Genomic DNA, 26,536 nt, shown 5'->3' with positions numbered 1-26,536 from the left:
GTGGTTACGGTGTTTATTCAGAGTCTTGCTGAAATGAGTCGACTTCGGCTTTAGTTAGATAACGCCACTGGCCTGCTTCAACATCCAAACGAACGTGACCAATCTGTTCACGGTGTAGGCCAACAACTCGATTCCCGACCGCAGCAAACATTCGTTTTACTTGATGAAACTTGCCTTCTGTAATGGTCAACAGCACTTCTTTACTGGTAATCACCTCGAGCTCTGCCGGACGCGTCGGCTTTTGTTCGCCCTGCAATTGAATGCCCGCTTTAAACTTATCAGCGACATCGTCTTTGATATCTCGTGACAATGTCACGCGATACACCTTCTTACAAGACTTGGTTGGCAGCGTAATATTGAATGACCAGCGCCCATCATCGGTAATTAAGACTAAACCTGTGGTGTCGGCATCTAAGCGCCCTGCGATGTGCAGTTCTGATGCTTTGTCTATCTCGATGTAGTTGAACAATGAAGGATAAACTTCATCGACATTAGAACAGATAGTACCCGCAGGCTTGTGCATTAAGAGGTATCGAAATTCACGCAATTTAAGCGGCATGCCATTAAACAAGATGGCGTTGGTTTCATGAACCTGAGTCGATTCATCGGTGACTGTTTCACTGTTTACGTTCACCTCGCCATTATGGATGCGTTCAATCGCTTCAGGCTTGGTCAGGTCAGTGCTTTTACATAGGTATTTATCAAGGCGCATTAATCGTCGGCACCACATTTAGCACAAGGCTTGTAAGTTCGTTCACCTTGCTCGATAACCACATAGTCGCCAACACACTTGTCACATAGCGCTAACTTTGGGTAAGCGTCTTTCTGTTTCTTTGCGTTGATGTTGCCTTCGGTGGTGTATACGGTTCTCATTTTGATGCCTTTGCTTGAATAACGTGAGAGACGCAAATTGTATCACTGTTTACAGCTTTGATTGGAGTGGTGGTGCATAGATAAATTGATTTTAAGCACCGCCATTCCAAGATCCCTCCCCGTAACGGCTTAACCATGAACAACAAAATCAACGTGCCACGGCTATCAGTGGTAAAATGATAAAAGCTCACCAACTTATGAAGTCGATAATGAAAGATTGTAATCAATGCGGAAAATGCTGTATCAAATACGGAGATGGCGACCTTGCCGCGACTCAAGAAGAGATCGATTTGTGGGAGTTGTTCAACCCAGACATCTTTGAATATGTTCGAGGAAGCGAGATCTGGTTCGACCCTGAATCTGGCGAACGTTTAACTCGCTGCCCTTTTCTGGAGCTGGTTCCGACGAAAGACACCAAGGCTCAAGCCAAGTACACATGTAGCATTTACTTAGACCGACCAGAAGATTGCCGACACTACCCAAGCCTAATTAATGAGATGGTACGAGATGAGTGTGAAATGATTGAGGTGGTGGATTTACAAGACACGAAGAAAGCTCAAAGGAAACTCGACCTGTTGATGAAAGACAGCCGCCCTTCAAGCTATTCGTAAGCGATGATCTTTTGAAGATCAATCTTCAGCATGAGCTAATATCAGCTAAAACCTTAAGCCAAATACTGGTTCGCTTCTAACCAATCAAGCGCAACCAGTGCCGCCAATGAACATACCGCTTTGTCGTTGCCATCCACAAACTTAAGCTCTTCAATTTCGGCATCTGGAGACAGTTCGCCAGTATAATCAGCAAGATAACAAGTCAATTGCACCGATACGCCTTCCGCTTTACCATCAGCTTGGCCTGTAAACGTCTCGACGTATTTGATGGAATCAGGCACTAAATCGACTGAGATCTCTTCTTTGATTTCGCGAACCAGTGCTTGCTCATCACTTTCGCCAGCTTCACGCTTACCACCCGGTAGATAGAACAGTTCTTTGTCTTTTGATCTCACCATCAACAACTTGCCGTCTTTGATGAATATCCAAGCCAGCTTATCAATTACCTTATGCATGTCGTTAGACCTTATTTCTGTTTTAGTTCTCGTTATTACTGAATCTGGCCGCGCTATTCTATTAGTCACGACCAAACAAAGCCTGGGTATGTTACACGCTGGAAGGAATATACTCTATTGAATCAAATAGGAAATATCATAACCAAAACGAAAAATGACAGCGTTCGAGACAATGCTCATCAACTGTCATTGGCGATGTTTACGAACTGCTCTCTAGCTGCCCGCGAATAGTATCAATCGACTAGCCACTTAAGCGCAGAGTCATGGTCTTCGAATGACTTAATCTCACCGGACACAAACCAGCTCCCTACTTTTGAAGCGAATTCTTGCCAGCTTTTATCGCCATAAATCGCGATTTTGTCTATCTTCGAATTGAGCTCTAATCCCAGTTTAAAATCATCCCAAGCTGCACGTAACTCCCATCCTGTTAAGGTTGAGATATCGACCAGCATCTTGAGTTCAGATGAATCGAGTTCTTCTAGCGTGGTATTTAGAATTGGCATCATTGCTTGATAGTCATCGTGTGTAAGCTTGCCTTTCGCTTTAAACACAACGATGGTTTCACCGCTAACACGTTCAATTCCAACCGATATTCCATGACGTTCGATACTCATAACCTAGCCCTCATAGTAGAAACTAGAGTTAGCTTAGAGGATTAAACAGCAAAGAGATGAGAGGTTTACGTCAAAACGGACAAGCGCTTTATCTGAACTTAATATCAGAGAGTTAATCGCGCTACTCCAACAGTTCGCTTAGGGATTGAACTTGTACGATACCCGGATGCTGTGACTTAAGCTCAGCACCTTCCGTGTTCAACCACACCGCTTGCAAACCCGCTTCAAGTGCTGGGTAAATGTCTTTCTCTAGAGTGTCGCCTACCATGGTGATCTCTTGTGGTGAAACACCGAGCTTAGAAATAATGGCAGGATAGAACCCCGACTCGAACTTAGAAAAGCCAATGCTCGCCTTACAAAAGTAACCCAAGATATATTGAGACAGGCCAACACGCTCAAAGGCTCGAATGATGTCGTCTTTACTGGAATCACCAGCATTGGTAGCAACATAAACTAGATGAGTTTTCGACAACTCCCCCAGTAATGCACGAGCACCACTCACTTCTTGTACGGTTTCCCAGTCACACATCTTCCCTTGTGCGTCTGGGAAATCGACCATCAGCGTATTGCCCCAGTCGAATAAGACTATTTCTGTTAATTCGATTAGCTTTGTCATCTTGCCTCCTGCATACGATGAATTATCTAATGTTTAAGCGAGCCTATAAAAACTTCTCGGACGGTTAGGCTCATTATGGACAACCTTGTTACTGTTTATGGAGCACGATCTTCTAAACACAAAATACCCTTTATTGATAAACCACTTTGAAACGCTCCAACATAAGTAACATGTCTTCACTTGGTGAGATTTTGAGCTCTTCACATTCACGTGAGAAGAAATTCCAGTGAGCTTCTCTCCACCATTCGAGTGATTTATCGCCCTCACCTTCGGCGGCAGCAAACTCCGCCGTCACTTCGTTGTATAGGCACGACGACACCGACGTGATCTCTACAATGCAAACTGGCTTGCCATCCCAGTCAGTGACGACTTGCAAGTGACCAACTACTGGTCTCGTCTCGCCTTCATGGCTGTACCAATATTCAAGGCCGCAAGACGCTTGTTTTTCACCTTTAAGAATTAACTGCGCGCAGAGGTTGGCGTTGTATTCGTCAGCACAGTAATAGTCGGAACTAAAAGAGGTGTATTGCGAAGCAACGTCCGCTGGTAATGTGTTGAGGTAGCTATCGAGATAAGCTTTGCTTCTTTCTTCCATGATGTGTCCATTTTCAATATTCGTTTCAGCCAGAAGCGCTACATATTGAGCACCTGACTGCATTGCGCGTAACCTATCAAGGAGTGTAAACGGTGTAAATCAAGTAACGATTAAAGTGTGTACTAAGAGTGTAGATTTAATGCAGGATTGTTAGATCAAAAAAAGAGCTAAAAACACCTTCAAGCAGTGCTTTTAACTCTTTGTATTTTATTGTGGATTAACCAATTAACGGTTTAAGAAGTCGACTGCTTTGTCTGGGAAATCAGTAAACACCCCGTCGACTTTCACTTGGTTATAAAACACATCCAACATGCCATCGAAGTTATCGACATAACCTGGAATTCGGCCTGGATCAGCGCGGAACGTGTACGGATGAACATCTAAGCCTGCATCTTTGGCAGATTTCATTAATGGTTTAATGATGATGTTATCTTTGGTCGATGCATCGTCCACCAACATTGGCTTCCAAGGGCCTACTCCTTCCGCATAAGTCGCAACTTTTTCCATACCACCCGCTTCAAACATCCAGTCATAACTGTATGGCGTTGCTTTATCGCCCTTGTAAGTCATGGTTTCGTTCCAGTCTGTATAGGCCATCAACTGAACGAGCTTAAGATCCATCTCCATCGCCGGCATGAGTTCATCATTTATGCGCTGAAGTTCATTAGCATCGAAACACTGTAAATACACTTTGTCATCTTTCGATAGGTAACCATATTGCTGTAATGTGGCTAGTACCGCTTTAGATATGTCTTTGCCTTCATGGCGATGGAACCAAGGTGCTTTAATTTCAGGATAGATACCTACGTCATAACCTAAGGTCTTATTTAACCCTTGGATCAGTTCGATTTCTTCTGCAAAGGTAGCGACACGGAAATCAGACTGCCACATTGGGAAGCGCGTTGGGTACCCTGCCACTCTGTTACCTTGTTCATCTAGGTTAAAGCCTTCGGTCACTTTCAGAGATTTGATCTCTGCAAGCGTAAAATCAATTGCGTAGAAGCGACCGTCTGCACGAGCGCGTGTTGGAAAGCGGTCAGCGACATCTGTTACTCGATCAAGATAGTGATCATGTAACACCACCAATTGGTCGTCTTTGGTCATCACGACATCTTGTTCGATGTAATCGGGTTTCATCGCATAAGCCAGCGCTTTGGCGGGTAATGTGTGTTCAGGTAAATAACCAGAAGCACCGCGATGAGCAATCACTAAAGGCTCAGCGAACGCTTGTGCAGATAAGCTTAGTGCTAATAAGGTCAGAGACAGTGACGTTGTTTTCATTATTGTTTCCCTTGATAAAACAGAAGCAGGATATACCTGCCTCTGTCGTTTATTAGTCGATGTGGTTTTGTAAATACACTATTGAGTTAGCGCTTCTTTTTCACGTTCGAGGCTTTTCTCTTTATGGTGCTTACGCTCACCAATAAATGCGTATACCAAACAGATGATTGAAGCGACACAAGCGCCAACCAAGATAGTGAAACCACCATCCCATCCATAATGGTCAACCATAAAGCCGAGTATTGCGTTCGCAGCAACCGCGCCACCTAAGTAACCAAACAAACCCGTTAGACCAGCCGCTGTACCCGCTGCTTTCTTAGGCGCTAGTTCCAGTGCATACAAACCGATCAGCATTACAGGACCATAGATAAGGAAACCAATCGCAACCAGTGCCAGCATATCAACCGTTGGGTTACCTGCTGGATTCAGCCAATATACCAACACAGCGACTGTCACTAGAACCATGAACAAGATACCTGCAGGTGCACGTCGGCCTTTGAATAACTTATCTGAAATCCAACCACACAATAAGGTGCCAGGGATACCTGCCCACTCATACAAGAAGTAAGCCCAAGATGATTTATCTACAGAGAAGTCTTTTGCTTCTTTTAAGTAAACTGGAGCCCAATCGAGTACGCCATAGCGGATAAGGTAAACAAACGCATTGGCAATAGCGATTGACCACAACAGTTTGTTAGAGAAAACGTACTTAAAGAAGATCTCTTTCGCCGTCATTTCTTTCTCATGAGACGTATCGTAGTCGTCTGGGTAATCGTCTTTATGTTCTTCAATCGGTGGTAAGCCGCAAGATTGAGGTGTATCTCTTACAGTAAACCAAACAAAGACAGCAACGAGAGTGGCAAAAAATGCAGGAACATAAAAAGCGGTTCGCCAATCGTCGTTAAAAGCCCACAGCCCCAACAAGAACATTGGGCCAATCAAACCGCCACCCACGTTGTGAGCAACGTTCCATACTGACACTATCTCACCACGTTCTTTTCGTGACCACCAGTGGACCATGGTTCGTCCACAAGCTGGCCAACCCATACCTTGGAACCAACCATTCAAGAACAGCAGGATAAACATCGCAGTGATGCTGCCTGTTGCCCAAGGCATAAAGCCAAAGCAGAACATCACCAGTGCCGACATTAACAAGCCACCGCTGAGGAAGTAACGAGGGTTAGAACGGTCAGAAACACTGCCCATTAAGAACTTAGATAAGCCGTAAGCGATAGATACCGCCGCTAATGCAACCCCTAGTTCTCCACGGCTAAAACCTTGTTCAATGAGATAAGGCATCGCCAAACTAAAGTTTTTACGGACTAAGTAGTACCCCGCATAGCCAACGAAGATGCCAAGAAACAGCTGCCATCGTAGTCGTGTGTAGGTGCTATCGATCTTATCTGATGACAAGCGATCGATATGCGCCATAGGTTTGAATATTCCAAACATAGGAACCTCATAATTATTGGGCGAAGGAAGAATTTAAATGCTCGAACGAAAAAATTTAGCGCTCATTCGAAATCAAGGGAATTGTATGTGCTTCAGGATTAATTTCTGTGATAGAGGTAGTTATTAACAAAAAATAACTTTAAATACAGCATATTAGTTTCATTTAATTAGACTGCGCTTCATATTTTTGTTTGTATCTGTTTAATTAAACATCAGAACTTTCGAGTACGAATAAATTCAAAAAGAGCGAGCGAACATAAATCAACCAACAACAACTTTGTTATTACTGCGAATGCATAGTGAATAACAACAATTTTGGTTGAATCTGTGGAGTTATGAAGGTGGTTTGGGCTATTGGTTAAAGAAGTTCGCTAAAATCAATGCAAACAAAAAGGGTCTAGATTTCTCTAGACCCTTTTAGGTAATAACGCTTGGTGGCTTGATGTTGGCTAATTAAGCAAACATTAGCTAATTACTCGAAGTATTAGCTAGCCACACGACATGATTATGCGTCGATGTAAAAAGCTTCTACAGTGCCTTTTAGAGTAATAAGCATTGGCTGACCAAAACGATCTAGCGCTTTTGGAGAAGGGATCTTAACCCAACCTTCGCTGATGCAGTATTCTTCAACATCAGTACGCTCTTTACCATTTAGACGAATGCCGATTGGGTATTCGAAACACTCAGCAACGTGGTGTGGGCTGCGTGGGTTGCCTGCAAGATGATCTGGTAAAGCTGGTCTTGAATTAGTATCGCTCATGTTCATTACCTGTATGTACGTAAATAAAAAAAGTGCGTCATTCTAGTCAATATAGGCTTTGTGCTCAACAACTGCTGCAATAAATCGTCTTGATCGTTTTAATCAACAGCTAGTTGTTTGATTTAAAGGCGATATCGGCATGAGTTTCAACGAAAATTTAACAGGTTTATGCATTATGGATGAAAGGGAGAAATTCATTACTCGAACGGCAGATAAACTAATATCAGGCTTTTATTCCGAGCTTATCGATTAAGCTCAATACTCATCACTTTATGGTTCGGTTCTGATTCGATATTTACGATTGACCAACCTAGCCCTTGGTAGAGACCCATGATATTGGTGTACGCGTAGAGTTGAGTTTGCACTGCAGAAGAAACCTGTCTGACACCACGATTAATCAGTTCACTGGCAATGCCTTGACCGCGCCATTGAGGGTCGACAAACACAGCGTTGATCCACACTACATCACGAACTTGGTGAGGTTCTTGAAAATAGGAATACGCCAAGCCACCAATGACCACATTATCGCGAAGTACTGTTATTACTGGAGGGAGTTGTACGTTTTCTTTATAGGTATCTTTAAACTTGAAATCAGACCATTCACTTTGAAATAAGCCCTCTAACTCATGCCAATAAGGTGAGTTTTCATCGCAATTTCTAAAGATTACTTTCTGCATTTTTCCGTCCTTTTAAAGAGAGTAATTCGGCTATCCTAGCCTTGTTTAATCTAAGTGTAGGTAAAGCTACTCTTCTTCGTCGTAATCGTCTGCTGGGTCTTGATTAATTTCTTCGCCGCATCCTAGGCATTCACCTTGCAGATCCGTAGGCATCACAATAATCAAACCACAATGAGGGCAAAGATCGCCTTGTTGAAACATCCTGTATTCCTTCTACTTAATGGCTATTGCTTAGGATATTTTTGCTTACTCGCTTCTAGCCAGTCGTGAATCACTTGGCGAGCGGATTCCGACGGAGGTGCATTTCGTTTTCCGCAGATTTGGTCTATTTCAAAAGGAAATGCTTTGCTCGGGACGCGGCGTAAACCTATGGTTAAACGCTGAGGCTTGAGCATGCGGAACACCACATAACGATCGCTCATGATTCGGTTGTGATACACGCCAATACAGTGCTTCTGCTCGATGCCTTCGTGTTCAAGGTCGTAATAATCCGTGAGCGGATGAATGTTGTCATTGCCAAGTAAAGGAACGGGATAAGGGATGTCTTTATCCATTGGGCAGTTACCCTCCAAGCGTCGTAATTGGCGTTGCTCCGTCCAGCGGTCATGCAGTTGCTCAAACATCGCAAAAGAGTTCTGACTGGTAATCGCACGCAGTGGATCATCCATCTCCAAATCTTGCCCTAACAATATCGCATCTTGGAACATCGCCATCTTCGACGGTGCATTAAGTCTACCCTCTTCCACCATTGCAATCCCTAATCGGCTGCCAGTTAGAAATGGATGAACTTGGTCCAAACGCAGGGCTGTGTATCCAACTTTTGAGTAATGCTTGAACTTAAGAACTCGTCTTTGCAGTGGCTCGAGAATGCGAACAATGTGGTCGAGTTCATCACCAACATTGTAATGAAGCTCTAGCTTGTCGATGAATTTGAGTGTCGCCTTGCTGCCGTCTAAGCCCAACTTGGTAAGGATCTTCTTCTGCCCTAAGCGACTTAGTGCCAGTGCTTTCTTGTTGTCGACACTGTATTTCATGCAGATCAAAGCCAAAATAACAGGCCTTAATTCAAGCAATTGCGCGGCTTCATAAGTATTCGCAGCAAGCCACAACATCTGGTATTGGTATTCTGGAAAGTCGTCGGTGATTTCACGATAACGCGCAGGTAATGAATTTAGCCAACGACCATTCACGTCAAACTGTTCAACAAGGTTGAGGCTCAGCCCAATGCCTCCATCAAGCGGTCGTCTACCATCTTCAAACACATGAAAGCCGACGAGCTTTTGAGACCAGTCTCGGATCTCAATATCGTAGTCGAAACCTAATGTTCGAGTGGGAATGGTTAGTAGTGCTGTCATTGATGCCTCTTCGTTATTGGCGCATTGAACTATCAAGCCTATCTAACAGCATAAGCTAGCGCTTCAACCACTATATCAACCTTTTGTAAATTTCTTACCAATCAAAGCGATATAAATACGATAGTGCTTAGAAGAACATTGAATGATGATTTTACGGAATATGAGATCTCTTCGATATCATTTGCGTCAACAGAAACTATGCTTGTTACATAACTCACAACAAGAGGCTTTAATTATGGATTACCGACATATTCTGGTCGCACTTGAACTGTCTGACGACACCAAGATTCTCATTGATAGAGCGACCTTCTTCGCTGATAAACTGGAGGCTGGCATTTCATTTGTTTATATCGATGGTACGCATGGAGAAATTTATCCAGAGCTCGTTGATATTCAGGGAAATGACGGTGATTTACCCATCAATGAAGATGCCGTTAAGCATTTGAAAGAGTTTGAAGCCTACGCCAAGCACCCAATCAAGCACATTTTCGTGGGAACGGGTGATTTGAACGATAAGCTCAAAAATGCCATCGAAGCCAACGGCGTTGACCTATTGCTATGCGGCCATCACCATGATTTTTGGCATAAGCTCATCTCCCATTCTAAACAGATCATCGATACTTCCCCTATCGATATTCTCGTTGTTCCAATGGAATAGAAGCTCCAGTTCGACACTCAAAAATAACCGGCATTGCCAACCTCTATCGGTATTATTGGTTGGCTTGATATCCTCTTCAACACACTCATCCTGATCGAAATCTCCTATTTCCCACTTAGAGTAGTCATTTGTGATCTTGTCAGCCTATCAACTCGTAAGCGTCTAATAATTAACAAATCGCCGAGTGAAAGTAATGAAAAAGATTGGCCTGTATCTTTTTACAAACGACTTAAGAATCAACGACAATGCGCTACTTTACCAAGCAAGCCAAATCGTCGATGAGCTCGTTTGTGTGGTTGTCGAACCGCTTCTGTCTCACTACTCAGCACAGTTCGCCCAAGAACAGCAATATGGCGCTCACCGCATAGCTTTCATTTCACAATCGATAAGCGATCTTAAGGCTAACCTGAGCGACCTAGAGCAAACACTCATCGTCCTTACACAAGACCAAGATAAAAGCGAGAACGTTAAATACTCGCTCAACGAGATTATCTCTGCTCTAAACGTCACTCACTTGTTTGCAAATGTTCATTGTGGCTACAACGAGCAACAGCTAGTGCAATCAACATTGGCTGACTGCCCGAACTTAATTCCGATTCAAACTCACAACTCGACTCTGTTTGAGCTCGATGACTACCCTTTTACGTTAGACAAGTTACCACGCTCGTTTACCAAGTTCAGAAAACTCATCGAGCACTTGTCTGTCGATACACACAGTTTGATCATAACGACGTTACCACCAGCACCAGACCTGACGATAACGTCACACTGTCACTCAAAAGCCTCACTTTTTAAGACGGGTGATTTGGCGAGCGAGCAAAGCTTCAAAGGCGGTGAAACATCGGGGTTAGTACATCTCGACCACTACTTCTCACACGATTACGCGAGCCGCTATAAACAGACAAGAAATGCATTGGATGGCATCGAGAACTCGACCAAGTTTTCACCGTGGCTCGCATTAGGTTGTGTCTCACCAAAAACAATCTGCAGACACCTCACGCGATTTGAGTCGCATCATGGTTCCAATGATTCAACCTACTGGATCTATTTCGAGCTGTTGTGGCGCGAGTATTTTTATTGGAAAAGCATATCGTTGAAGGCATCTCTATTTACCGGCTCATACACAAACCCCGTTGTAGCAGAGAGTAGCACTCAATCGGCAAGCCCTAATTTTTCCAAATGGAAGAGCGGTAACACCAACTACCCGATTGTCGATGCATGTATGCGCCAACTTAATGCGACTGGCTACATGTCCAATCGCGGGAGGCAGTTAGCCGCAAGCTGCTTGGTTTACGAGTTGGGCGTCGACTGGAGACACGGCGCAGCCTATTTCGAAAGCCAACTTGTCGACTATGATGTGGCATCTAACTGGGGGAATTGGGCGTATATCGCTGGGGCTCTCAATCAACCAGTCCACAACAATCAAACTAAAAACCAATCACAGCCTAAATCACACCATTTTGGTTTAGCCAAGCAGACGGAAATGTACGACCCAGACCATGCCTTCATCAATCAATGGACAGGCGGTAACGCAGTCACAACAAGCCTCACAAACCAGGACGCATTATGAAATTTAAAACGGTACGACTTGTATTAGGTGACCAACTCAACATTGAGCATTCATGGTTTAGACAGGTTAACGATGACGTTATTTACATCATTGCTGAGCTAAAACAAGAAACAGATTATGTTGCCTCTCACGTTCAAAAAGTGGCCGCGTTTTTCTGTGCGATGGGTTACTTCGCTAACGAACTCAAAGAACAAGGTCATCAAGTACTCCACCTTACTCTTGACGACACAACGCAATTTGAAAACCTAGACACACTTCTAAAGCACTATGTACACGAATTCGGCGCAGAGAAATTCGAATATCAAAGGCCAGGTGAATATCGCCTTTTAGAGCAGATGAACAAGCTCAAGCTCACCAATGCGACCAAAGGTTGTTGTGATACAGAACACTTCCTCTTTCCATTCGAAGAGATCGAACAACAGTTTCCGAAAGACAAACACATCATAATGGAGCACTTCTATCGCCGAATGAGAAAGCGTTTCGACATTTTGTTAGAAGACGGAAAGCCCGTTGGCGGCAAATGGAATTACGACGCGAACAATCGAAAGAAACTCAAGAAACAAGACATCGAAAACCTGCCTCAGCCGCTAATGTTTACCAATGACATAACCGACATTTTGCAGCGTATCGAGCACCACCAAGTGCAAACTATTGGTCAAGTCGGTAACCAGTTACTATGGCCGGTGAACCGCGCACAAAGCTTGTCTCTACTCGCTCATTTCTGCCAAGTCTGCTTGCCGTTATTTGGGCAGTTTCAAGATGCGATGACGACAGAGCACGACTCTAAATGGAGCTTGTATCATAGCCGTATATCGTTCTCGCTGAACAGTAAACTGCTGAGCCCTAAAGAAGTGATTAATGCAGCACTGTCGGCCTACCAAGCATCCTGTCTTCGAGACAGCTCACCAGATAAGCCAAGCATCGATATTGCACAGGTCGAAGGATTTGTACGCCAAATACTGGGGTGGCGAGAGTACATACGCGCCGTCTATTGGGCAAACATGCCTGCTTACGCCAACAAAAACCATTACTCAGCACATAATAACCTGCCCCATTACTTTTGGGACGGACAAACCAAGATGAACTGCATGAAGCATGCGATTGACCAGTCTTTTGAGTTTGCTTACGCGCACCACATCCAAAGGTTAATGATCACTGGCAACTTCTGTTTAATCACGGGTATAGACCCTGACCAAGTCGACAGTTGGTACCTCGGTATTTACGTCGACGCGATTGAGTGGGTTGAAATGCCAAATACGCGAGGTATGGCACTGTTTGCGGATGGCGGGATCGTAGGAACCAAACCATACTCTGCCAGCGGTTCCTATATCAACCGCATGAGTGACTACTGCAAAGGCTGTCACTACAAGATAAAAGAACGCAGCGGCGAGCAATCTTGCCCTTTCAATAGCTTGTATTGGCGCTTTATGGACCAGCACCGCGATGCGTTAAACCGCAACCCACGTATGGGCATGTTATATCGCTCTTGGGACAACATAGATGAGCAATCACAACAAGCGATTCTCGATACTGCTGAACAACGAATCACAAACTTGGAGAACTTATAATGGTGGAGCAACTCAGATTACACATATTGGTGGTCGGTGGGAGCGGCGGTATTGGTTTCGCTGTGGTTAAACACCTATTATCTGAGCTCTCTCGGTTTGATTTTCTTGATGTGCATGTAGACGCGACTTACCACTCTCAACAGCCGGAACTAGAAAACAATCGCTTGAGCTGGCACAAAGTCGACGCCACCGACGAAGCTGATATTAAGCGCTTGAGTTCTGAGTTTGAACAACTTGATTGGCTGATCAACTGCGTGGGTATGCTCCACACTCCAGATCTTGGACCGGAAAAGAACTTGTCGTCCATCGACCCTGAGTTTTTCCTCAAAAACATCTCTGTGAATACCCTGCCCAGCTTGTTATTAGCAAAACACTTCACGCCGATACTTAAAGCGAGCGACAATCCAAAGTTTGCTGTGGTATCCGCAAAAGTAGGTAGTATTTCAGACAACAGATTAGGCGGTTGGTATAGCTACCGCTCATCGAAAGCAGCCCTAAATATGTTCATCAAAACCATGTCGATCGAATGGCAACGCACCATTAAGAAAGGCACCGTGTTGGCTCTGCACCCGGGCACGACAGACACAGCTCTGTCGAAGCCTTTTCAGACCAATGTCCCTGAAGGTAAGTTGTATGAGTCAAGCTATGTCGCCCATCAGTTGGTCGATATTATTCGCACTGCCACACCGGATAACAGTGGGCACTTCTACGCTTACGATGGTGAACAGTTAAATTGGTAGTTGATACGAGTGTTCGTCTTTCATTAGTGCTAAAAAAGAAAACCCAACAGAGTTGAAGCTCCATTGGGTTTTTATTTAGAAAGAACGCCTCTGTTTTAAAAGGCGTTTGGTTGATATCTAGCTAAAGATCAAAACTGATCATCACGATTATTCAGCCCAATTGAACTTAGTATCGTCAACACCTTCTTTCTCTTCTTTAGCTCGCTCGCGTCGATGTTGTTCTTCAATTCGCGCAGCGTCTATCTCTTGCATGATGGCTTCGATATCAGCCAAGTCGTCGGTTTCCGTAAACTCACCCGTCAGTTTGCTGTCTGGCTTCAAGTCGCCTTTCTCGTACAGCGCCCACATTTCCTTGGCATACTCGGTTTTTGCCAGTTCAGGAGCAAACTGAGCGTAATAGTCACGGATGTTATTGATGTCACGAGCCAGCATCCACTCAGCGTTGTTGTTAGCCGAAGCGTCAACCGCTTGTGGTAGGTCGATAATTACTGGACCGTACTCATCCACCAATACGTTGAACTCAGACAAGTCACCATGGATCAAACCAACACACAGCATTTTAACTACGTAAGTCATCATCACGGCGTGGTCTTCGATCGCTTGCTCTGCTGACATCACCACATCGTTCAAACGTGGTGCAACGTAACCCTCATCGTCAGTGACCAGCTCCATAAGCAGTACGCCATCAAAGCAACCATAAGGGACAGGCACACGAACACCCGCTTCTGCCAGTTTATATAAGGCATCCACTTCAGCACTTTGCCAAACCTTTTCTTGTTGTTCACGACCAAAGCCAGAGCCTTTTTCCATCGCTCGAGCGCGGCGGCTATTTCGGACTTTTCGGCCTTCACGATACGCGGTCGCTTTTTTGAAGCTGCGTTGGCTTATTTCCTTATATACCTTGGCACAACGGATCGTATCGCCGCAGCGCACAATGTACACCGATGCTTCTTTGCCACTCATGAGTTGGCTTGTCACCTCGTCGACTAAACCATCGTCAATTAAGGGCTGTATTCTTTTAGGTATCTTCATGCCGCCTTTATACATTAGTTGTCTTACAGATAGAAATATTAACTTAAGAAATGAATGACGAAACTATTAACGTGTTGTAAAAACGAACAGAAATTACGCCAAAGTTGTCTTATGACGACGGCAACGTTCAGAACAGTAAATCACGTCATCCCAACAACGTTGCCACTTTTTACGCCATGAGAAAGACTTTTGGCAAATAGGACATGTCTTAGTTGGTAAATGAGGCTTCTTGTGCATGGCCGTTTCCTTTTTGACGAGTTCACTTCCCGCGTCTACTAGTGATTCCCTATTACGTTCGTTCCTCACTCTAGGGAATGACGAAGGTAATAAGAACAAATCTAAAGTCCCTACTACGTTCGTAACTCACTTTAGGGAATAGCGGCAGTTACTCTAATCATTCTTTACTGCAGAACGTGACGGCGGAGTGATTGATAACAGCCCCGAAACTCCGTCATCCTCGAGAAGGAAACACGACTGAGTCAGGGGCTGTTTATCCGCATCTATATCAAGACTAAGCAACAACCTTGTACTGCTTCTCCATCTCACTCACACCTAAGCCAGAGTGTTTTGTTACTTTAAGCTGAACAGGCACTCGCTCTTTCAGTGCTTCAACGTGACTAATGACGCCAATCATCTTGCCTGAAGCATTCAAGTTATCTAACGCGTTAAGGGCAATGTCCAATGTGTCGCTATCCAGTGTGCCAAAACCTTCATCTAGAAACAGAGAATCAATACTGGTTTTGTAGCTCACAAGATCAGAAAGCGCTAATGCCAACGCCAAGCTCACCAAGAAGCTTTCGCCACCTGATAACGTCTTGGTGTCACGCATCACATCGCCCTGCCATGTGTCGAGCACTTGCAGTTCTAAACCATCGTCGGCTTTACGTTTAAGCTCGTAACGACCATGCAAACGTTGTAGCTGCTTGTTCGCAAGGTACACCAAGTTTTCCAATGTTAAACCTTGGGCAAACTTACGGAACTTGTCGCCGTTCTTAGAGCCGATAAGTGAGTTCAGACGTGAAATATCATCAAACTCGACTTGTTGCTCGTCGATCTGCTTAAACAGATCTTGCTGATTGCTGCGGTTCTGGCTATCCGTTTCAAGATTGGCAGAAATTGCGCCGATCTTGGTTGCATGGCTTTGTTGTGCGTTTTGACACTCAGTCGTCGCTTCTTCAATTTGCTGTTGGTTTTGCTCTTGCCATGCTTTCGCATTTTCGTGGTTTTGTAGCTCCACTTTCGTCGTTTTGGCGGTGTTCAACCTTGCTTGCGCACTGACAATCGCTTCGTCTAAAGACTTCTTCAGGCTTTGAAGTTGAGTTCTAACCTCTTCATCCAACAACGCCGCTTCAAAATTCACCTCATCTTCGAATGGGCTAGCTTTCAGTGCATCTAACCAAGCATTCAACGCTTGTGTGTGACTGAACTGCTTGCTGACTAGCTCGTCCGAGAAACCAGTGTGTTTGGTTTGCTCGGTTCGATGTTCCAGTTCACTGCGGTTAAGCACTAACTGAGCGGCATCAAATGCATTTACCGCTTCAGTGATTTTTTGCTTCATCGCATTGCTGGTGGCTTGAATGTCTTTGTCACCAAACAACTCTGTTCTTTCAGCCGTTACACGAGTCAGCTCTAGCACTAGAGACTCACTCTCTTGCGTCAGTGTCGCAAGCTCTTTCTCAGCGCTGCTTAGCTTGTCGTCTAACGTTTTCAATTCGGCATTTTGAGTAATCAGTTGCTTCTCAATATCGGCCTGTTGCTGTTTGGTTTGCTGCCATGTGCTTGATGCTTGCGATTTCGCAGTAAACCAATCATCGATATGCTCAAGTTCAGGTGCTTCGATAGAAGTTTGAACAATGCTCTCTTTCAAAGCGTTCCATTGCTGGCCTTTCGCTTGAGCTATTTGAGTCACTTGTTCGTTTGCGACTTGGTTTTGCTTATTCAAATCAGCTAAGCGTTGCTCGGCCAACTCGAGATTAGACTGCGCCTTGTCAGCCAGAACACTTACAGACAGGCGTTGTTTCTCAGCTTCAGCGTAATGCGCTTTAGCATCACCCAACGCTTTGAGTTGCTGCGCGCTCTGACTTAGTTGAAGTTCACACTGCTGAGCAAAGGTCGCGACTGTAGCTTCATTGCCTAAATCGTTAATCGTTAGCAGTGCCAGTTCAGGAGCCGTGCCAACGAAATCCGATAAGCTCTGTTGAAGCTTGCCGACAACGCCTTGCCAATTCAGTTGAGCCTGATGAATATCCGCTTGCGCTCGCTGAATGTCATCGTTAAGCGCCACAATCACAAGGGTAAGAGAATCTAACTGCTGACGATGCTCTTGGCCTTCTTTCTGAATCGCTGCTAATTCTTGTTCCTCAAGCTCTTTCTGGGCATTCAAATCCTTCGAACTTTGTGATTGTTCGATCGCATGGTCTGTTGAACCACACAATGGACAATCCATACCTGGCTTCAATGACGCTCGGTATTTCGCAAGGTCACCTTCTTGATCAATTAAGCGAACTAAACGTTCAAGTGAGGTCTTTTTTTCTTGGTATCGCAGAAGCAACACTTCACGCTCTTTCGAAAGCTTGTCGACCAACTGGGTGTTGGTTTGATGTGCCTGTGTTTTTGCGTGCAGCTTTTGTTGGGCATTTAGGAAACCACGATTGATCTCGAGTAATGAGTGCGTATTGCGATTCCAAAACTCCAACAGATCTTTTTGCGAATTCAACACTTGCTCGCTAGTGTTGCCTTGCAAGGCTTCCCACTGTTGCTTTGCACTACTCTCGAGAACAACCAATTCAGCTAAAGTTTTATCTTGCGTTGCTTTAGCATCTTGCGCGGATTTGATGATCGTTTGCTGTGCATCAACTGCAGACAAAGCTTGCTTCGCTGAATTCAACTGCTCTGAATGCTGGCGCTCTAGAGTACGAACTTGCTCGACCTTTGCTTGCCACTGACCTAGGTATTTTTCCAGATGTTGGTCAGCTTGATGCGTATTTAGGTACTCAGTGCTGAGTTTATCTTGTTGCTTCAGTGCATCTGTTTTTTGGACTAAAACAATCTGTTGATTACGCTGCTGCGTATGTTGCTCGTTAAGCGTATTCGCTGCACTAACGGCCGCAGTTTGCTTATCTTTGAGTACGGCAATTTGGTTATCTAACGGGCGAACCTGCTCGATGATCTTCTCTTGATCCTGCTGTTCGGCTTTTACCTGTTCGACAATCGCACTGCTTTGAGTCAGTTTAGTTTGCGCGTCTTGCATTTCTGCATCACGAACGGCAAGTAACTTGGTGCTGTTATCTAGGTGAGCTTGAGTAGTGTTCACCTCTTGTTCGCAACGCTTTAAATCTTTGTGTACTGGACGCAGCTTTTCAGCCGGCTCACTGCTTGCCAAGCGCTCTAGTGACGGTTGGTTACGGTCTAGTTCATCTTGAGCGGTTTTCAGATCGAGCTCACTGGCCGCAATAGTTTGCTCAGCTTTGGTCACGTCTTTCCACCAGCTAAGATGCACTTGCCACTCTTTTAATTGCTCGGCTAAACGCTTCTGCTCTACTTCTAGCGTTTCACGCTCTGCGGTCAGCTCTTTGATTTGCTCTTCAGACAGTAAGCTCACACCTTCAGCTTTCGCTTTAAGTTGATTAAGCGACTCTTCACTCGACTTAAAATGATCGTAGATACGCTCTGAAATCAGGCTATAAACTTCTGTTCCCGTCAGCTCTTCAAGTAGCTCTGCACGGTCGTTAGCATTGGCATTTAAGAACGCCGCAAACTCACCCTGAGACAACATGATGGATTTAGTGAAGCGTGAGAAATCGAGCCCTGTAACCTGCTCCACCAGCTTGGTCTTCTTGGTCAACATGGTCTCTAAGACTTTGTCGGTGTCCGCATCGGCAAACTCGCACGTTGGCGTTTGCAATGCGCCATCGTGTTTTCCACGCGCTCGCTTTTGGTGGAAATTAGATCGGTACGTTTTACCTTGAACTTCAAATTCCAGTTCAGCAAAACACTCACCCGTGCCACGCGTCATTAATTCGTTGTTGCCTTTAGCTATGCTCTTTAAACGCGGTGTGCGGTGGAACAATGCCAAACAAATCGCATCAAGAATGGTGGTTTTACCCGCCCCTGTTGGGCCAGTAATCGCAAACAGACCATTTTCTGCAAACGGTGATTGGGTGAAATCGAGCTTCCAACGTCCTTTCAAAGAGTTCAGGTTTTCAAATTCTAGGCTTAAAATCTTCATACTGGTTACTCTTCTACTTTGTTTGGCGCTTGAGCGCTCTCAGACACTTCAACCATCACTTGTTTAAACTTCACCGTCATGCGCTCTAAACGCGCTTTTTCAGAATCCGTTTCAAACTCTTCTAAGGCAATACGCTTGCTAAACACGTCCATCGGGCTCAGTTCAGATAAGGTTTCTGCCGACTCTTGCTCTAATGCTTGATTACGACGCTCTCTTGCACGGCGCAGTTGAAGTACTTCAACGTTCAAGCCTTCGGTCAATGCACGCATACGTTCTTGGAGATCTGAAAGGTAATCTTGCGCTTGCACTTCGATCGATAACCACACGCTTTGTTCGCTATCTAAACCTATGTATTGGTTCAGCTGAGATTCGATCTCGCTCAAGTCGCCTTTGATTTCAGCTAGAGGTTGGAATGTGGGAACAGGCAATTGAGAAATGGTGCGCTCACCTTCAACAAACTCAACAACACACACTTGTTTCTGAGACTTAAGTTCATCAAAACTTAGTGGGATTGGAGAGCCTGAATAACGAATGTATTCACGCTTTGCCACCACTTGTGGGCGATGGATATGACCAAGTGCGATATAGTCTGCGTCTGGGAAGCCATCAGCGGCGAAACCATCAAGGTTGCCGACATAGATATCACGCACAGAATCCGATTGTTGGACACCCATCGCCGTTAAATGACCGGTAGCGATAATCGGCATGTGCTCGCTGTTTACAAACGTCGCGCGCTTAGCAACCGCCGCATCATAAACACTTTGATAATGCTGTTTGATTGCATCGCCGAGTTGCTTCTGACGCTCAACGCCAGTGACACCCGCCTGGCTCATCAACACATCGCGAGGGCGAATAAAAGGAATGGCACAAACCAGCGCTTCTACATCGCCGTTCTTACCTTTTAGCTCGACAACCTGAGTCGCATAATCTTCATTGGTATTAGGAATCACGTCTGCGCCCATGTATTTGAGCAGCTGTTGTGTCTCTTTAAGCACAGAGACTGAATCGTGATTTCCACCTAATAACACCAATTGGCAACCGATCTTGTTCGAATCGACCACAAACTTGTTATACATCTCACGAGCGTAACTCGGCGGTGTACTGGTATCGAAAATGTCGCCAGCAACAATGATCGCGTCGATGTCGTGCTCTGTAACTTGCTCAAGTAACCATTGTAAAAACCGTTCATGTTCATTCTTGCGGCTTTTATTGTAGAAGTTTTGGCCAAGGTGCCAATCGGACGTGTGAAGAATCTTCATTGCTGCTCACTGGAAGTCTGTAATACCTTTAATCTACCAAAATAGTCGAGATAATTCCCTTTTATAAGCTTGTGAAAACCAACTAATTTCAGGCTTTGGACCAACTCCGCCCATAGCGTGACCAATCGTTATTTTTGACATAAAAAAACCGCTCAACGTTAGAGCGGTTTTAGGTGTCCATAGCTTTAGCTTTAAGCTATTTCACAGAGGTCGTCAAAAATTGTACGAAGCGCCCAGAGTTACTGTGCTAAACGCTACATCACGGCTTGCCAGTCTATTACCATTCGGGCCGAAGAATTCGATATTTACTGCATCTGCTTGTGAGATTAAACGTAAGGTTAGGCTTTCTACTGGCGTGTATTCAACACCTATACCAAAATGGAAGCCTAATTACGCGCAGCTAGACAATCAAAGATATTGCAATAGATGCCATGATCACGCCAACGACAAATTCCAACACCTTCCACGCTCTCGGGTTCTTAAACATTGGAGCCAAGAAGCGAGCGCCATATCCAAGTGAAAAGAAGAACACGAATGACGCCGATACCGCCCCAGCGCCAAACAACATTTGATCCGGTTGATATTGAGTTGAGATAGACCCCAGCAATACCACAGTATCCAAATACACATGCGGGTTAAGCCAAGTGAACGCCAAACACATCGCAATCGCTTTGGTTAATGAGTCTTTAGTTTCTGCCGTGGCTTCTAAGGCGTGGTTTTCGGTAAATGCTGATCGGAAGCTTAAGAATGAATAGACACCCAAAAAGATAGCGCCACCATAACGGGCGAACTGCTCTATTTGTGGGAACTGCTTAACGATTGCGCCAAAGCCCGTCACGCCAAAGCTAATCAGTAAGGCGTCGGAAATGGCACATACAGCACAAACTGCCAATACGTGTTGGTTCTTAAGCCCTTGCTTTAAAACAAACGCATTTTGAGAGCCAATCGCAAGAATCAGCGAAAGGCCAAGGGAGAAACCTGCAAAGTAAGTCGACATCTAAGGTTAGCCTCTTAACGCAACTCAATACGCATAAACTGGCTGTGCGGATCCAACACATAATCAGCAAAGGGTTCACAGTATCCAAAGCCAAACTTTTCATACAGGTTACGCGCAGCCTTAAAGTAGTCTTCTGAGCCGGTCTCTAAACTGATTGTTTGATACTGGCGGGCGGTTGCTGTATCCAATACGTGCTGTAAAAGTTTGCTCGCAACACCTGACTTTCGAGCAAACTGTGAGGTCCTCATTGATTTGAGTTCAGCGTGTTGGGTATTCAGCTCTTTAATGGCGACACACCCAAGCAGTTGGCTGTCTTTCCAAGCACTGAAAAAGGTAATTTCTGGTGACTTGAGCCCATCTAGATCCAGTGCATGGACGCTTTCGGCTGGCGAAGTTGCGTACATATCAGCGAGGTGCTCTTCAAGTAATTCAATGACTTCCCCACCCGACAAGTCATCCACCTTAATTTCTATTGAAGCACTGCTTTCCAATGCTGTTCTATTTTCCATTGAACCCTGTGCATTTATTGCTGATGTCATTGTTTCAACTCTCCTTGTTTAGTTCGCTTATTTAGCTTGAGTGATTTGGTTTTTATCAACAGCCCACTTTCCTGAATTGTTTCCTTTTCAAGAACTCGGTTTGAATCAGTAAAATTACTGATTAATCATAAAATTATAAATGTCACACTGGGTTTACCTAGATACCATATTTTTCCTATCTCGTCTCGTGATAAAAGCGTTCCGCAAAGCCCGTATGGTCGCTGCATTGAGGGAGCAACACCTGTTTTAGTTAACGAATAAGTAGTCAGGGCAAAGTGAATAGCGATGACACGCGTACTGATGTTGTTGGCAGCTTAAACATCCCTTTAAACGGTCTCATTTAAAACGACCATAAGTTAGAAAATAAAACGCTTTCATTGATCGAATATTTGATTGCGATTTTCCAATTTCGGTATATGATGCGCCACCCTAATTTTTCAGCTTATGCTGCAGGCAAATATGTCCGCCAACGCACTCTATACCGACCTATCCGGTTACTATGATTTAATGTGTGTAGATATTGACTACCAAGCGCAAAGTAACTGCGTACGTAGACTCCATCAAATCTTTGGAAATGAAGGAAAAACACACCTCGACTTAGCTTGTGGCACTGGCCCACACGTTCGTCATTTTATTGATTTCGGTTACCAAAGCGGTGGCCTAGATCTTAACAAGCCGATGTTAGATATCGCAGAAGTTCGCTGCCCGGAAGCCAAGTTCTCAGTACAAAACATGAGTAACTTTGAGGTCACGGAACCACTCGATCTTATCACTTGCTTCCTGTATTCCATCCATTACAACGATGGCCTTGAGAAGCTTAAAGAGTGTATTGAAAGTGTGCATCGTGCGTTAAAGCCAGAAGGTATTTTCTGTTTTAACGTGGTTGATAAAGACAAGATCAGCAACGACCTGTTTGTTAGACACACAACAAACCAAGACAAAGACGATTTCACGTTCCGTTCTGGTTGGTATTACTCTGGTCAGGGTGATAAGCAAGCGCTAAAGCTTAGCATCGAAAAGACGACTGCTGGTGAAACTCAAGTGTGGAATGATGAACACCCAATGGTGGCATTCTCGTTTAAAGAGTTAATCGAGATATTGAAGCCCTACTTCGAGGTTAATATCTTCGAGCACGATTACGACAAGCTGATTCCTTGGGATACTCAGTCCGGTAATGCGCTGATCACATGTGTCAAAATCTAGATTAATAGATAAACGGCAAATTAAACCAAATCTATAGATCAAAAAAGAACCCACACTCGCCATTCTCCTTTTAGAGCATCAGCCAGTGTGGGTTCTTTTGTATCAAGCTATCAGTTACTGAACTCTAAATTAGAAGTCCGCTGTCATACCTACGTAGTAAGTACGTGGCTCTTCAACATAGCCCATGCTCTCTAGCTCTTGTGATACAGCTTCGTCAGTTAAGTTCGTGATACCTGCACGTAGTCGTACTGAAGCATTCACGTTGTAGACAGCACCTAGGTTCAGCGTTGTGTAAGCGTCTTGAGTTAGATCGCTTTCGATCTGACGTTCACCACGGTAACGCGCACTCACGAAGGTACTTAGATCGTAAGTTGGGCTCCAGTTCAGTTTAACTAAACCCGAATGCTTGTAACGCTCAAGTAATTCGTCACCAGTAGACTTATCTTCAGTGTCTAAGAATGTGTAATTACCAGACACACCCCATTCATCAGTAATTTGGAATTGGCCTGTAAGCTCAGCACCTTGAACTACAGCCTCTGATACGTTTGTATAAGTACGCTTACCATTCACATAGCCAGTTGAGCTTGAACTATCAGCGCAACCTTTACCCGATTCAAACACTCCGCCGTTCTCACAATAGGTTTCATCACGATCAATTAGGTCGTTGATTTCATTTCGGAATAAGGCACCTTCAACATTCCAACGAGGTTGGCTATAAATCGCAGCGATCTCATAGTTCAAGCTGGTTTCGGGCTTAAGATCTTCATTACCATGTAAATCACATACGCCTTTACAGCTATTAACTGTGTAGTCTGTCTGATTTTGAGTCAATGTTGGTGCTTTAAATGCTTTACCCACACCACCCTTGATGATCAGGTCATTCGTTGTTTGATGAACCAAGTACACACGTGGACTGAACTCTTCACCGTACAGTTCATGCTTATCTAAACGACCACCAATGGTTGCCGTTAGTTGATCCGTCATTAACCATTGGTCTTGAACAAATAACGCACCTTGATAAGCTTCAGATGTACCATTGACTAAGTTTTCTTTGTTGGTTAATTCACTCAACTGGTAGTCCATACCAAACGTTACGGTGTGACTATCACCAAGATAAGTGGTCGCCGAAGCTTCAACAATTTGAGTCAGTTCTTCGATGTCACTGCTATAGTTAGTATCTGAGTCCGCAGCATCATTATCTGTCACATTTTCACGTGAATAACGTACTTGCGTGTCACCCCAGCTCCAAAAACCACTATGTGTGATCGCTTGGCTCTGACGTACAACACGTGTGTCAGACTCAATCACAGATGATACGTTTTCCGCAGATGACTCACGTTCGTCGTCACTGTAACCAAAATCGAAATCAATGGTTTGGTTGTCTGTTGCATTCCATGTCAGGCTCGCGAGTAAGCTTAATGTCTCTCTTTCTTCTAACGCAGTAATGTCTGAACGATCGTAACCAGAGCTATGCGTACCAGAATAGGGTTGCCAAGCATCACGGCTAGTTTGGTTAACAGATAGGCGAGCAAACAACTCGTCTTCAATCAACGCACCAGATGTCGTGAAGCCCATCGAATACTCTTCCCCTCCATCACCATCAAGTGGAGATGAAGTGTCCATGCTCAGTGTAGAGCTCCAATCGTTTTCTGGAGCCTTAGTGATGATGTTGATTGTACCGCCCATACCATCTGAACCGTAAAGTGCAGACATTGGGCCACGGATTATTTCAACACGTTCGATCGAATCAGCAGGAATCGTTGATAGGTCAAAGTCGTTACCACGGATGATGGCACTTGCAGAGCTTAAACGACGACCGTTCACCATGATAAGAGTGTAATCTGAATCCATACCACGAATAGAGATCATCTGACGGCCAGCACGTGTGCTATCAAAATCAGACTCAACACTCGTTGATTCGGCAACGATGTCTGCCAAGGTAATACCAGGGCTGTCTTCAATGTCTTGCGCGGTGATAACCGACATTGAAGCTGGCGCTTGTTTTAGTGCCATCTCGGTACGAGTTGCCGTAACAACCATTTGCTCATCTGTTGCTTGCGCTTCTTCTTGCGCCAACACGTTAGCTGAAAGTGAGGTACAAATAACAGCGACTGCGATCGAAAGGGGTTTACGAACCAAAAGAGGTTTGCGAATCAAAAGAGATCTCTCAGACATGATATTCATTCTTATATGTGATTGGTAATGATAATGGTTTGCATTAAACAACCAACTACCACTCTTATCAACGAAAGTTTCATACCAAAAATCGATTCTCGTTATTCACCATTCAAATAATGAAAGAGATCTATATCCAACTCGATAGGTATTCGTAATTTTCATTCACCCTGCAGATGGATTATGTATAAAGCTCTTTGAATATATTGCGAACCCAGCGACACATCGGGTCGTTATGAAAGCGCTTATGCCAGTATAAGTAGACGTCTTCTGATGGGTGGCGCAACGCTTTAGGCACGCGTTTACAAACAAGATCTCTTTGCGTAGCGGCTTGTTGAGCAAAAGGTGTCGGTAAATGAAAGATGATGTCGGTTGCTTCTGCCATATCCGGCGCGACGTTAAAATTGGAAAGCTGAATTGGAATGGACAGCTGGCGCTGCTTATCAATCAAGCCAAGATCTTTAAATCGACTTTCGATCGAGAGCTTCTTATCCCCTTGCAGTGAGATTTGACCAAGTTGGCTATTCAACAAGTCATCAACCGTGATCTCTTTGTCCGCCAAAGGATGTTTTTTACTCATCAGCAAACGGTAATCGCGGCTAATCACGAACATTCGATACAAATTTTGCTCTGAACTTAACGGCTCGTGGGTCGACAACACAAAGTGCGCATCACCGGATAACAGAGGCTCAAAGTGTCGTTTAGGAATCGAGTCGATATCAACAGTCATGTTTGGCGCTTGTTGACGTATCTCCGCAACTACCTTGGGCAGCAAGTGCGCGACATTAGGCACTAAACCAAAGAAGCGAACCGTACTGTCACTGCTTTGCGGTTCGAATACATCGCCATGTACCAGCTTTTCTAAACGTGTCAGTACCGAATTGAGATCTTGCTTAATGGCTTCTGCTTTTGGCGTTAACTCATAGCCATAAGCCGCTCGCACCAATAGATCATCATTGAAAACGGTACGCAGTTTTTGCAGAGATCGGCTCACCGTAGGTTGGCTCATATCCAGCGCCAATGCCGTGTTGGAAACGTGCTTCTCTTCAAGAAGGTGTTTAAGAATAACGAGTAGATTGAGGTCGACTTGAGCAAGATTCATTATGCAAATATTAACAATATATAAAATTCAATGTGCGCATAGTGCTATTTCTTAACATGTAATACAATTGATAATCACTCCTATTTTGATCTAGAGCAATATGCAGAGCAGAGTTTAAGGTTAAGTGGGTTTTAAAGCTCTAAGTCAGAACTGTTTAAAATCGAGTAGGAGGAGGC

General features: G+C 44.5%; 26 protein-coding genes and 1 pseudogene. 6 read left to right on the top strand and 21 right to left on the bottom strand.

The window, feature by feature from the left end:
* Window positions 1-13: 13 nt before the first annotated feature.
* A complete protein-coding gene (locus tag AB4167_RS17010; protein WP_136982726.1) occupies window positions 14-712 on the bottom strand; it encodes a pseudouridine synthase in 699 nt (232 codons plus the stop codon).
* Window positions 712-873, bottom strand: coding sequence for a hypothetical protein (locus AB4167_RS17005; protein WP_057622458.1), 162 nt, complete (start codon window positions 871-873; stop codon window positions 712-714). The genes AB4167_RS17010 and AB4167_RS17005 overlap by 1 nt, the downstream gene beginning before the upstream one ends.
* A gap of 209 nt (window positions 874-1,082) precedes the next feature.
* Between AB4167_RS17005 and AB4167_RS17000 the strand changes: the two genes are divergently transcribed.
* The gene (locus AB4167_RS17000) at window positions 1,083-1,484 is read left to right on the top strand and encodes a YkgJ family cysteine cluster protein (protein WP_017065706.1); all 402 of its coding nucleotides are present in this window, start codon (window positions 1,083-1,085) and stop codon (window positions 1,482-1,484) included.
* A 53-nt stretch (window positions 1,485-1,537) separates the two neighbouring features.
* Here AB4167_RS17000 and AB4167_RS16995 read toward each other — a convergent pair whose 3' ends face one another.
* From AB4167_RS16995 to AB4167_RS16950, 10 genes are all read right to left on the bottom strand, one after another.
* Complete coding sequence (locus AB4167_RS16995; protein ID WP_136982727.1) at window positions 1,538-1,939, bottom strand: NUDIX domain-containing protein; 402 nt, start codon at window positions 1,937-1,939, stop codon at window positions 1,538-1,540.
* Between the two features lie 233 nt (window positions 1,940-2,172).
* Window positions 2,173-2,553: an STAS/SEC14 domain-containing protein gene (locus AB4167_RS16990; RefSeq protein ID WP_017099881.1), complete on the bottom strand. Its 381-nt coding sequence runs from the start codon at window positions 2,551-2,553 to the stop codon at window positions 2,173-2,175.
* A gap of 121 nt (window positions 2,554-2,674) precedes the next feature.
* Entirely contained in the window at window positions 2,675-3,169 is a 495-nt protein-coding gene (locus tag AB4167_RS16985; RefSeq protein WP_136982728.1) for an HAD family hydrolase, read from the bottom strand.
* 130 nt (window positions 3,170-3,299) lie between these two features.
* Window positions 3,300-3,764 (bottom strand): ASCH domain-containing protein, encoded by a 465-nt coding sequence (locus tag AB4167_RS16980; RefSeq protein WP_372136833.1) that lies wholly within the window; start codon window positions 3,762-3,764, stop codon window positions 3,300-3,302.
* Between the two features lie 225 nt (window positions 3,765-3,989).
* A complete protein-coding gene (gene glpQ / locus AB4167_RS16975; protein ID WP_372136794.1) occupies window positions 3,990-5,045 on the bottom strand; it encodes a glycerophosphodiester phosphodiesterase in 1,056 nt (351 codons plus the stop codon).
* 78 nt (window positions 5,046-5,123) lie between these two features.
* Window positions 5,124-6,497 carry a glycerol-3-phosphate transporter gene (gene glpT / locus AB4167_RS16970; RefSeq protein ID WP_372136793.1) on the bottom strand — a complete coding sequence of 458 codons (1,374 nt, stop codon included), beginning with the start codon at window positions 6,495-6,497 and terminating at the stop codon, window positions 5,124-5,126.
* A 505-nt stretch (window positions 6,498-7,002) separates the two neighbouring features.
* Window positions 7,003-7,257 carry a DUF3297 family protein gene (locus tag AB4167_RS16965; RefSeq protein WP_017059204.1) on the bottom strand — a complete coding sequence of 85 codons (255 nt, stop codon included), beginning with the start codon at window positions 7,255-7,257 and terminating at the stop codon, window positions 7,003-7,005.
* A gap of 242 nt (window positions 7,258-7,499) precedes the next feature.
* Window positions 7,500-7,934, bottom strand: coding sequence for a GNAT family N-acetyltransferase (locus tag AB4167_RS16960; RefSeq protein WP_017059203.1), 435 nt, complete (start codon window positions 7,932-7,934; stop codon window positions 7,500-7,502).
* 66 nt (window positions 7,935-8,000) lie between these two features.
* Window positions 8,001-8,135 carry a hypothetical protein gene (locus tag AB4167_RS16955; protein ID WP_017059202.1) on the bottom strand — a complete coding sequence of 45 codons (135 nt, stop codon included), beginning with the start codon at window positions 8,133-8,135 and terminating at the stop codon, window positions 8,001-8,003.
* 23 nt (window positions 8,136-8,158) lie between these two features.
* On the bottom strand, window positions 8,159-9,289 hold the full coding sequence (locus AB4167_RS16950; RefSeq protein ID WP_017059201.1) for a PcfJ domain-containing protein: 1,131 nt from the start codon (window positions 9,287-9,289) through the stop codon (window positions 8,159-8,161).
* 235 nt (window positions 9,290-9,524) lie between these two features.
* Between AB4167_RS16950 and AB4167_RS16945 the strand changes: the two genes are divergently transcribed.
* From AB4167_RS16945 to AB4167_RS16930, 4 genes are all read left to right on the top strand, one after another.
* A complete protein-coding gene (locus AB4167_RS16945; RefSeq protein ID WP_017063967.1) occupies window positions 9,525-9,947 on the top strand; it encodes a universal stress protein in 423 nt (140 codons plus the stop codon).
* Between the two features lie 193 nt (window positions 9,948-10,140).
* On the top strand, window positions 10,141-11,517 hold the full coding sequence (locus tag AB4167_RS16940; RefSeq protein ID WP_372136792.1) for a DASH family cryptochrome: 1,377 nt from the start codon (window positions 10,141-10,143) through the stop codon (window positions 11,515-11,517).
* The gene (locus AB4167_RS16935; protein WP_372136791.1) at window positions 11,514-13,085 is read left to right on the top strand and encodes a cryptochrome/photolyase family protein; all 1,572 of its coding nucleotides are present in this window, start codon (window positions 11,514-11,516) and stop codon (window positions 13,083-13,085) included. Before AB4167_RS16940 ends, AB4167_RS16935 begins: the two co-directional genes overlap by 4 nt.
* Entirely contained in the window at window positions 13,085-13,825 is a 741-nt protein-coding gene (locus AB4167_RS16930) for an SDR family oxidoreductase (protein ID WP_372136790.1), read from the top strand. Before AB4167_RS16935 ends, AB4167_RS16930 begins: the two co-directional genes overlap by 1 nt.
* Window positions 13,826-13,972: 147 nt before the next feature.
* On the opposite strand, the gene AB4167_RS16925 is transcribed toward AB4167_RS16930, so the two are convergent.
* The 7 genes and pseudogenes from AB4167_RS16925 to AB4167_RS16895 all read right to left on the bottom strand — a co-directional run bounded on the left by AB4167_RS16925 (window position 13,973) and on the right by AB4167_RS16895 (window position 21,880).
* On the bottom strand, window positions 13,973-14,857 hold the full coding sequence (locus AB4167_RS16925) for a PA4780 family RIO1-like protein kinase (protein ID WP_372136789.1): 885 nt from the start codon (window positions 14,855-14,857) through the stop codon (window positions 13,973-13,975).
* 93 nt (window positions 14,858-14,950) lie between these two features.
* On the bottom strand, window positions 14,951-15,094 hold the full coding sequence (locus AB4167_RS16920) for a DUF2256 domain-containing protein (RefSeq protein WP_004733920.1): 144 nt from the start codon (window positions 15,092-15,094) through the stop codon (window positions 14,951-14,953).
* Between the two features lie 274 nt (window positions 15,095-15,368).
* On the bottom strand, window positions 15,369-19,085 hold the full coding sequence (locus tag AB4167_RS16915) for an SbcC/MukB-like Walker B domain-containing protein (protein ID WP_372136788.1): 3,717 nt from the start codon (window positions 19,083-19,085) through the stop codon (window positions 15,369-15,371).
* 5 nt (window positions 19,086-19,090) lie between these two features.
* Complete coding sequence (gene sbcD, locus AB4167_RS16910; protein ID WP_372110663.1) at window positions 19,091-20,344, bottom strand: exonuclease subunit SbcD; 1,254 nt, start codon at window positions 20,342-20,344, stop codon at window positions 19,091-19,093.
* Window positions 20,345-20,557: 213 nt separating this feature from the next.
* Window positions 20,558-20,731, bottom strand: a pseudogene (locus AB4167_RS16905) (porin family protein); the annotation flags it as partial.
* A 13-nt stretch (window positions 20,732-20,744) separates the two neighbouring features.
* Window positions 20,745-21,341, bottom strand: coding sequence for a LysE/ArgO family amino acid transporter (locus tag AB4167_RS16900; RefSeq protein ID WP_017059193.1), 597 nt, complete (start codon window positions 21,339-21,341; stop codon window positions 20,745-20,747).
* A 14-nt stretch (window positions 21,342-21,355) separates the two neighbouring features.
* Entirely contained in the window at window positions 21,356-21,880 is a 525-nt protein-coding gene (locus AB4167_RS16895) for a GNAT family N-acetyltransferase (protein WP_372136787.1), read from the bottom strand.
* 459 nt (window positions 21,881-22,339) lie between these two features.
* Between AB4167_RS16895 and AB4167_RS16890 the strand changes: the two genes are divergently transcribed.
* On the top strand, window positions 22,340-23,083 hold the full coding sequence (locus tag AB4167_RS16890; RefSeq protein ID WP_029235856.1) for a class I SAM-dependent methyltransferase: 744 nt from the start codon (window positions 22,340-22,342) through the stop codon (window positions 23,081-23,083).
* A 129-nt stretch (window positions 23,084-23,212) separates the two neighbouring features.
* Here AB4167_RS16890 and AB4167_RS16885 read toward each other — a convergent pair whose 3' ends face one another.
* A complete protein-coding gene (locus AB4167_RS16885; protein ID WP_102321013.1) occupies window positions 23,213-25,258 on the bottom strand; it encodes a TonB-dependent receptor domain-containing protein in 2,046 nt (681 codons plus the stop codon).
* Between the two features lie 181 nt (window positions 25,259-25,439).
* Window positions 25,440-26,360, bottom strand: a complete 921-nt coding sequence (locus tag AB4167_RS16880) for a LysR family transcriptional regulator (protein ID WP_017059189.1) — start codon at window positions 26,358-26,360, stop codon at window positions 25,440-25,442.
* Window positions 26,361-26,536 lie beyond the last annotated feature (176 nt).

Origin of the sequence: Vibrio sp. 10N.286.49.E11, assembly GCF_041469505.1 — a bacterium.
Lineage (GTDB): Bacteria > Pseudomonadota > Gammaproteobacteria > Enterobacterales > Vibrionaceae > Vibrio > Vibrio crassostreae_C.
Note: the sequence above shows the minus strand (reverse complement) of the source record. Positions and strands in the feature narration are given on the sequence as shown.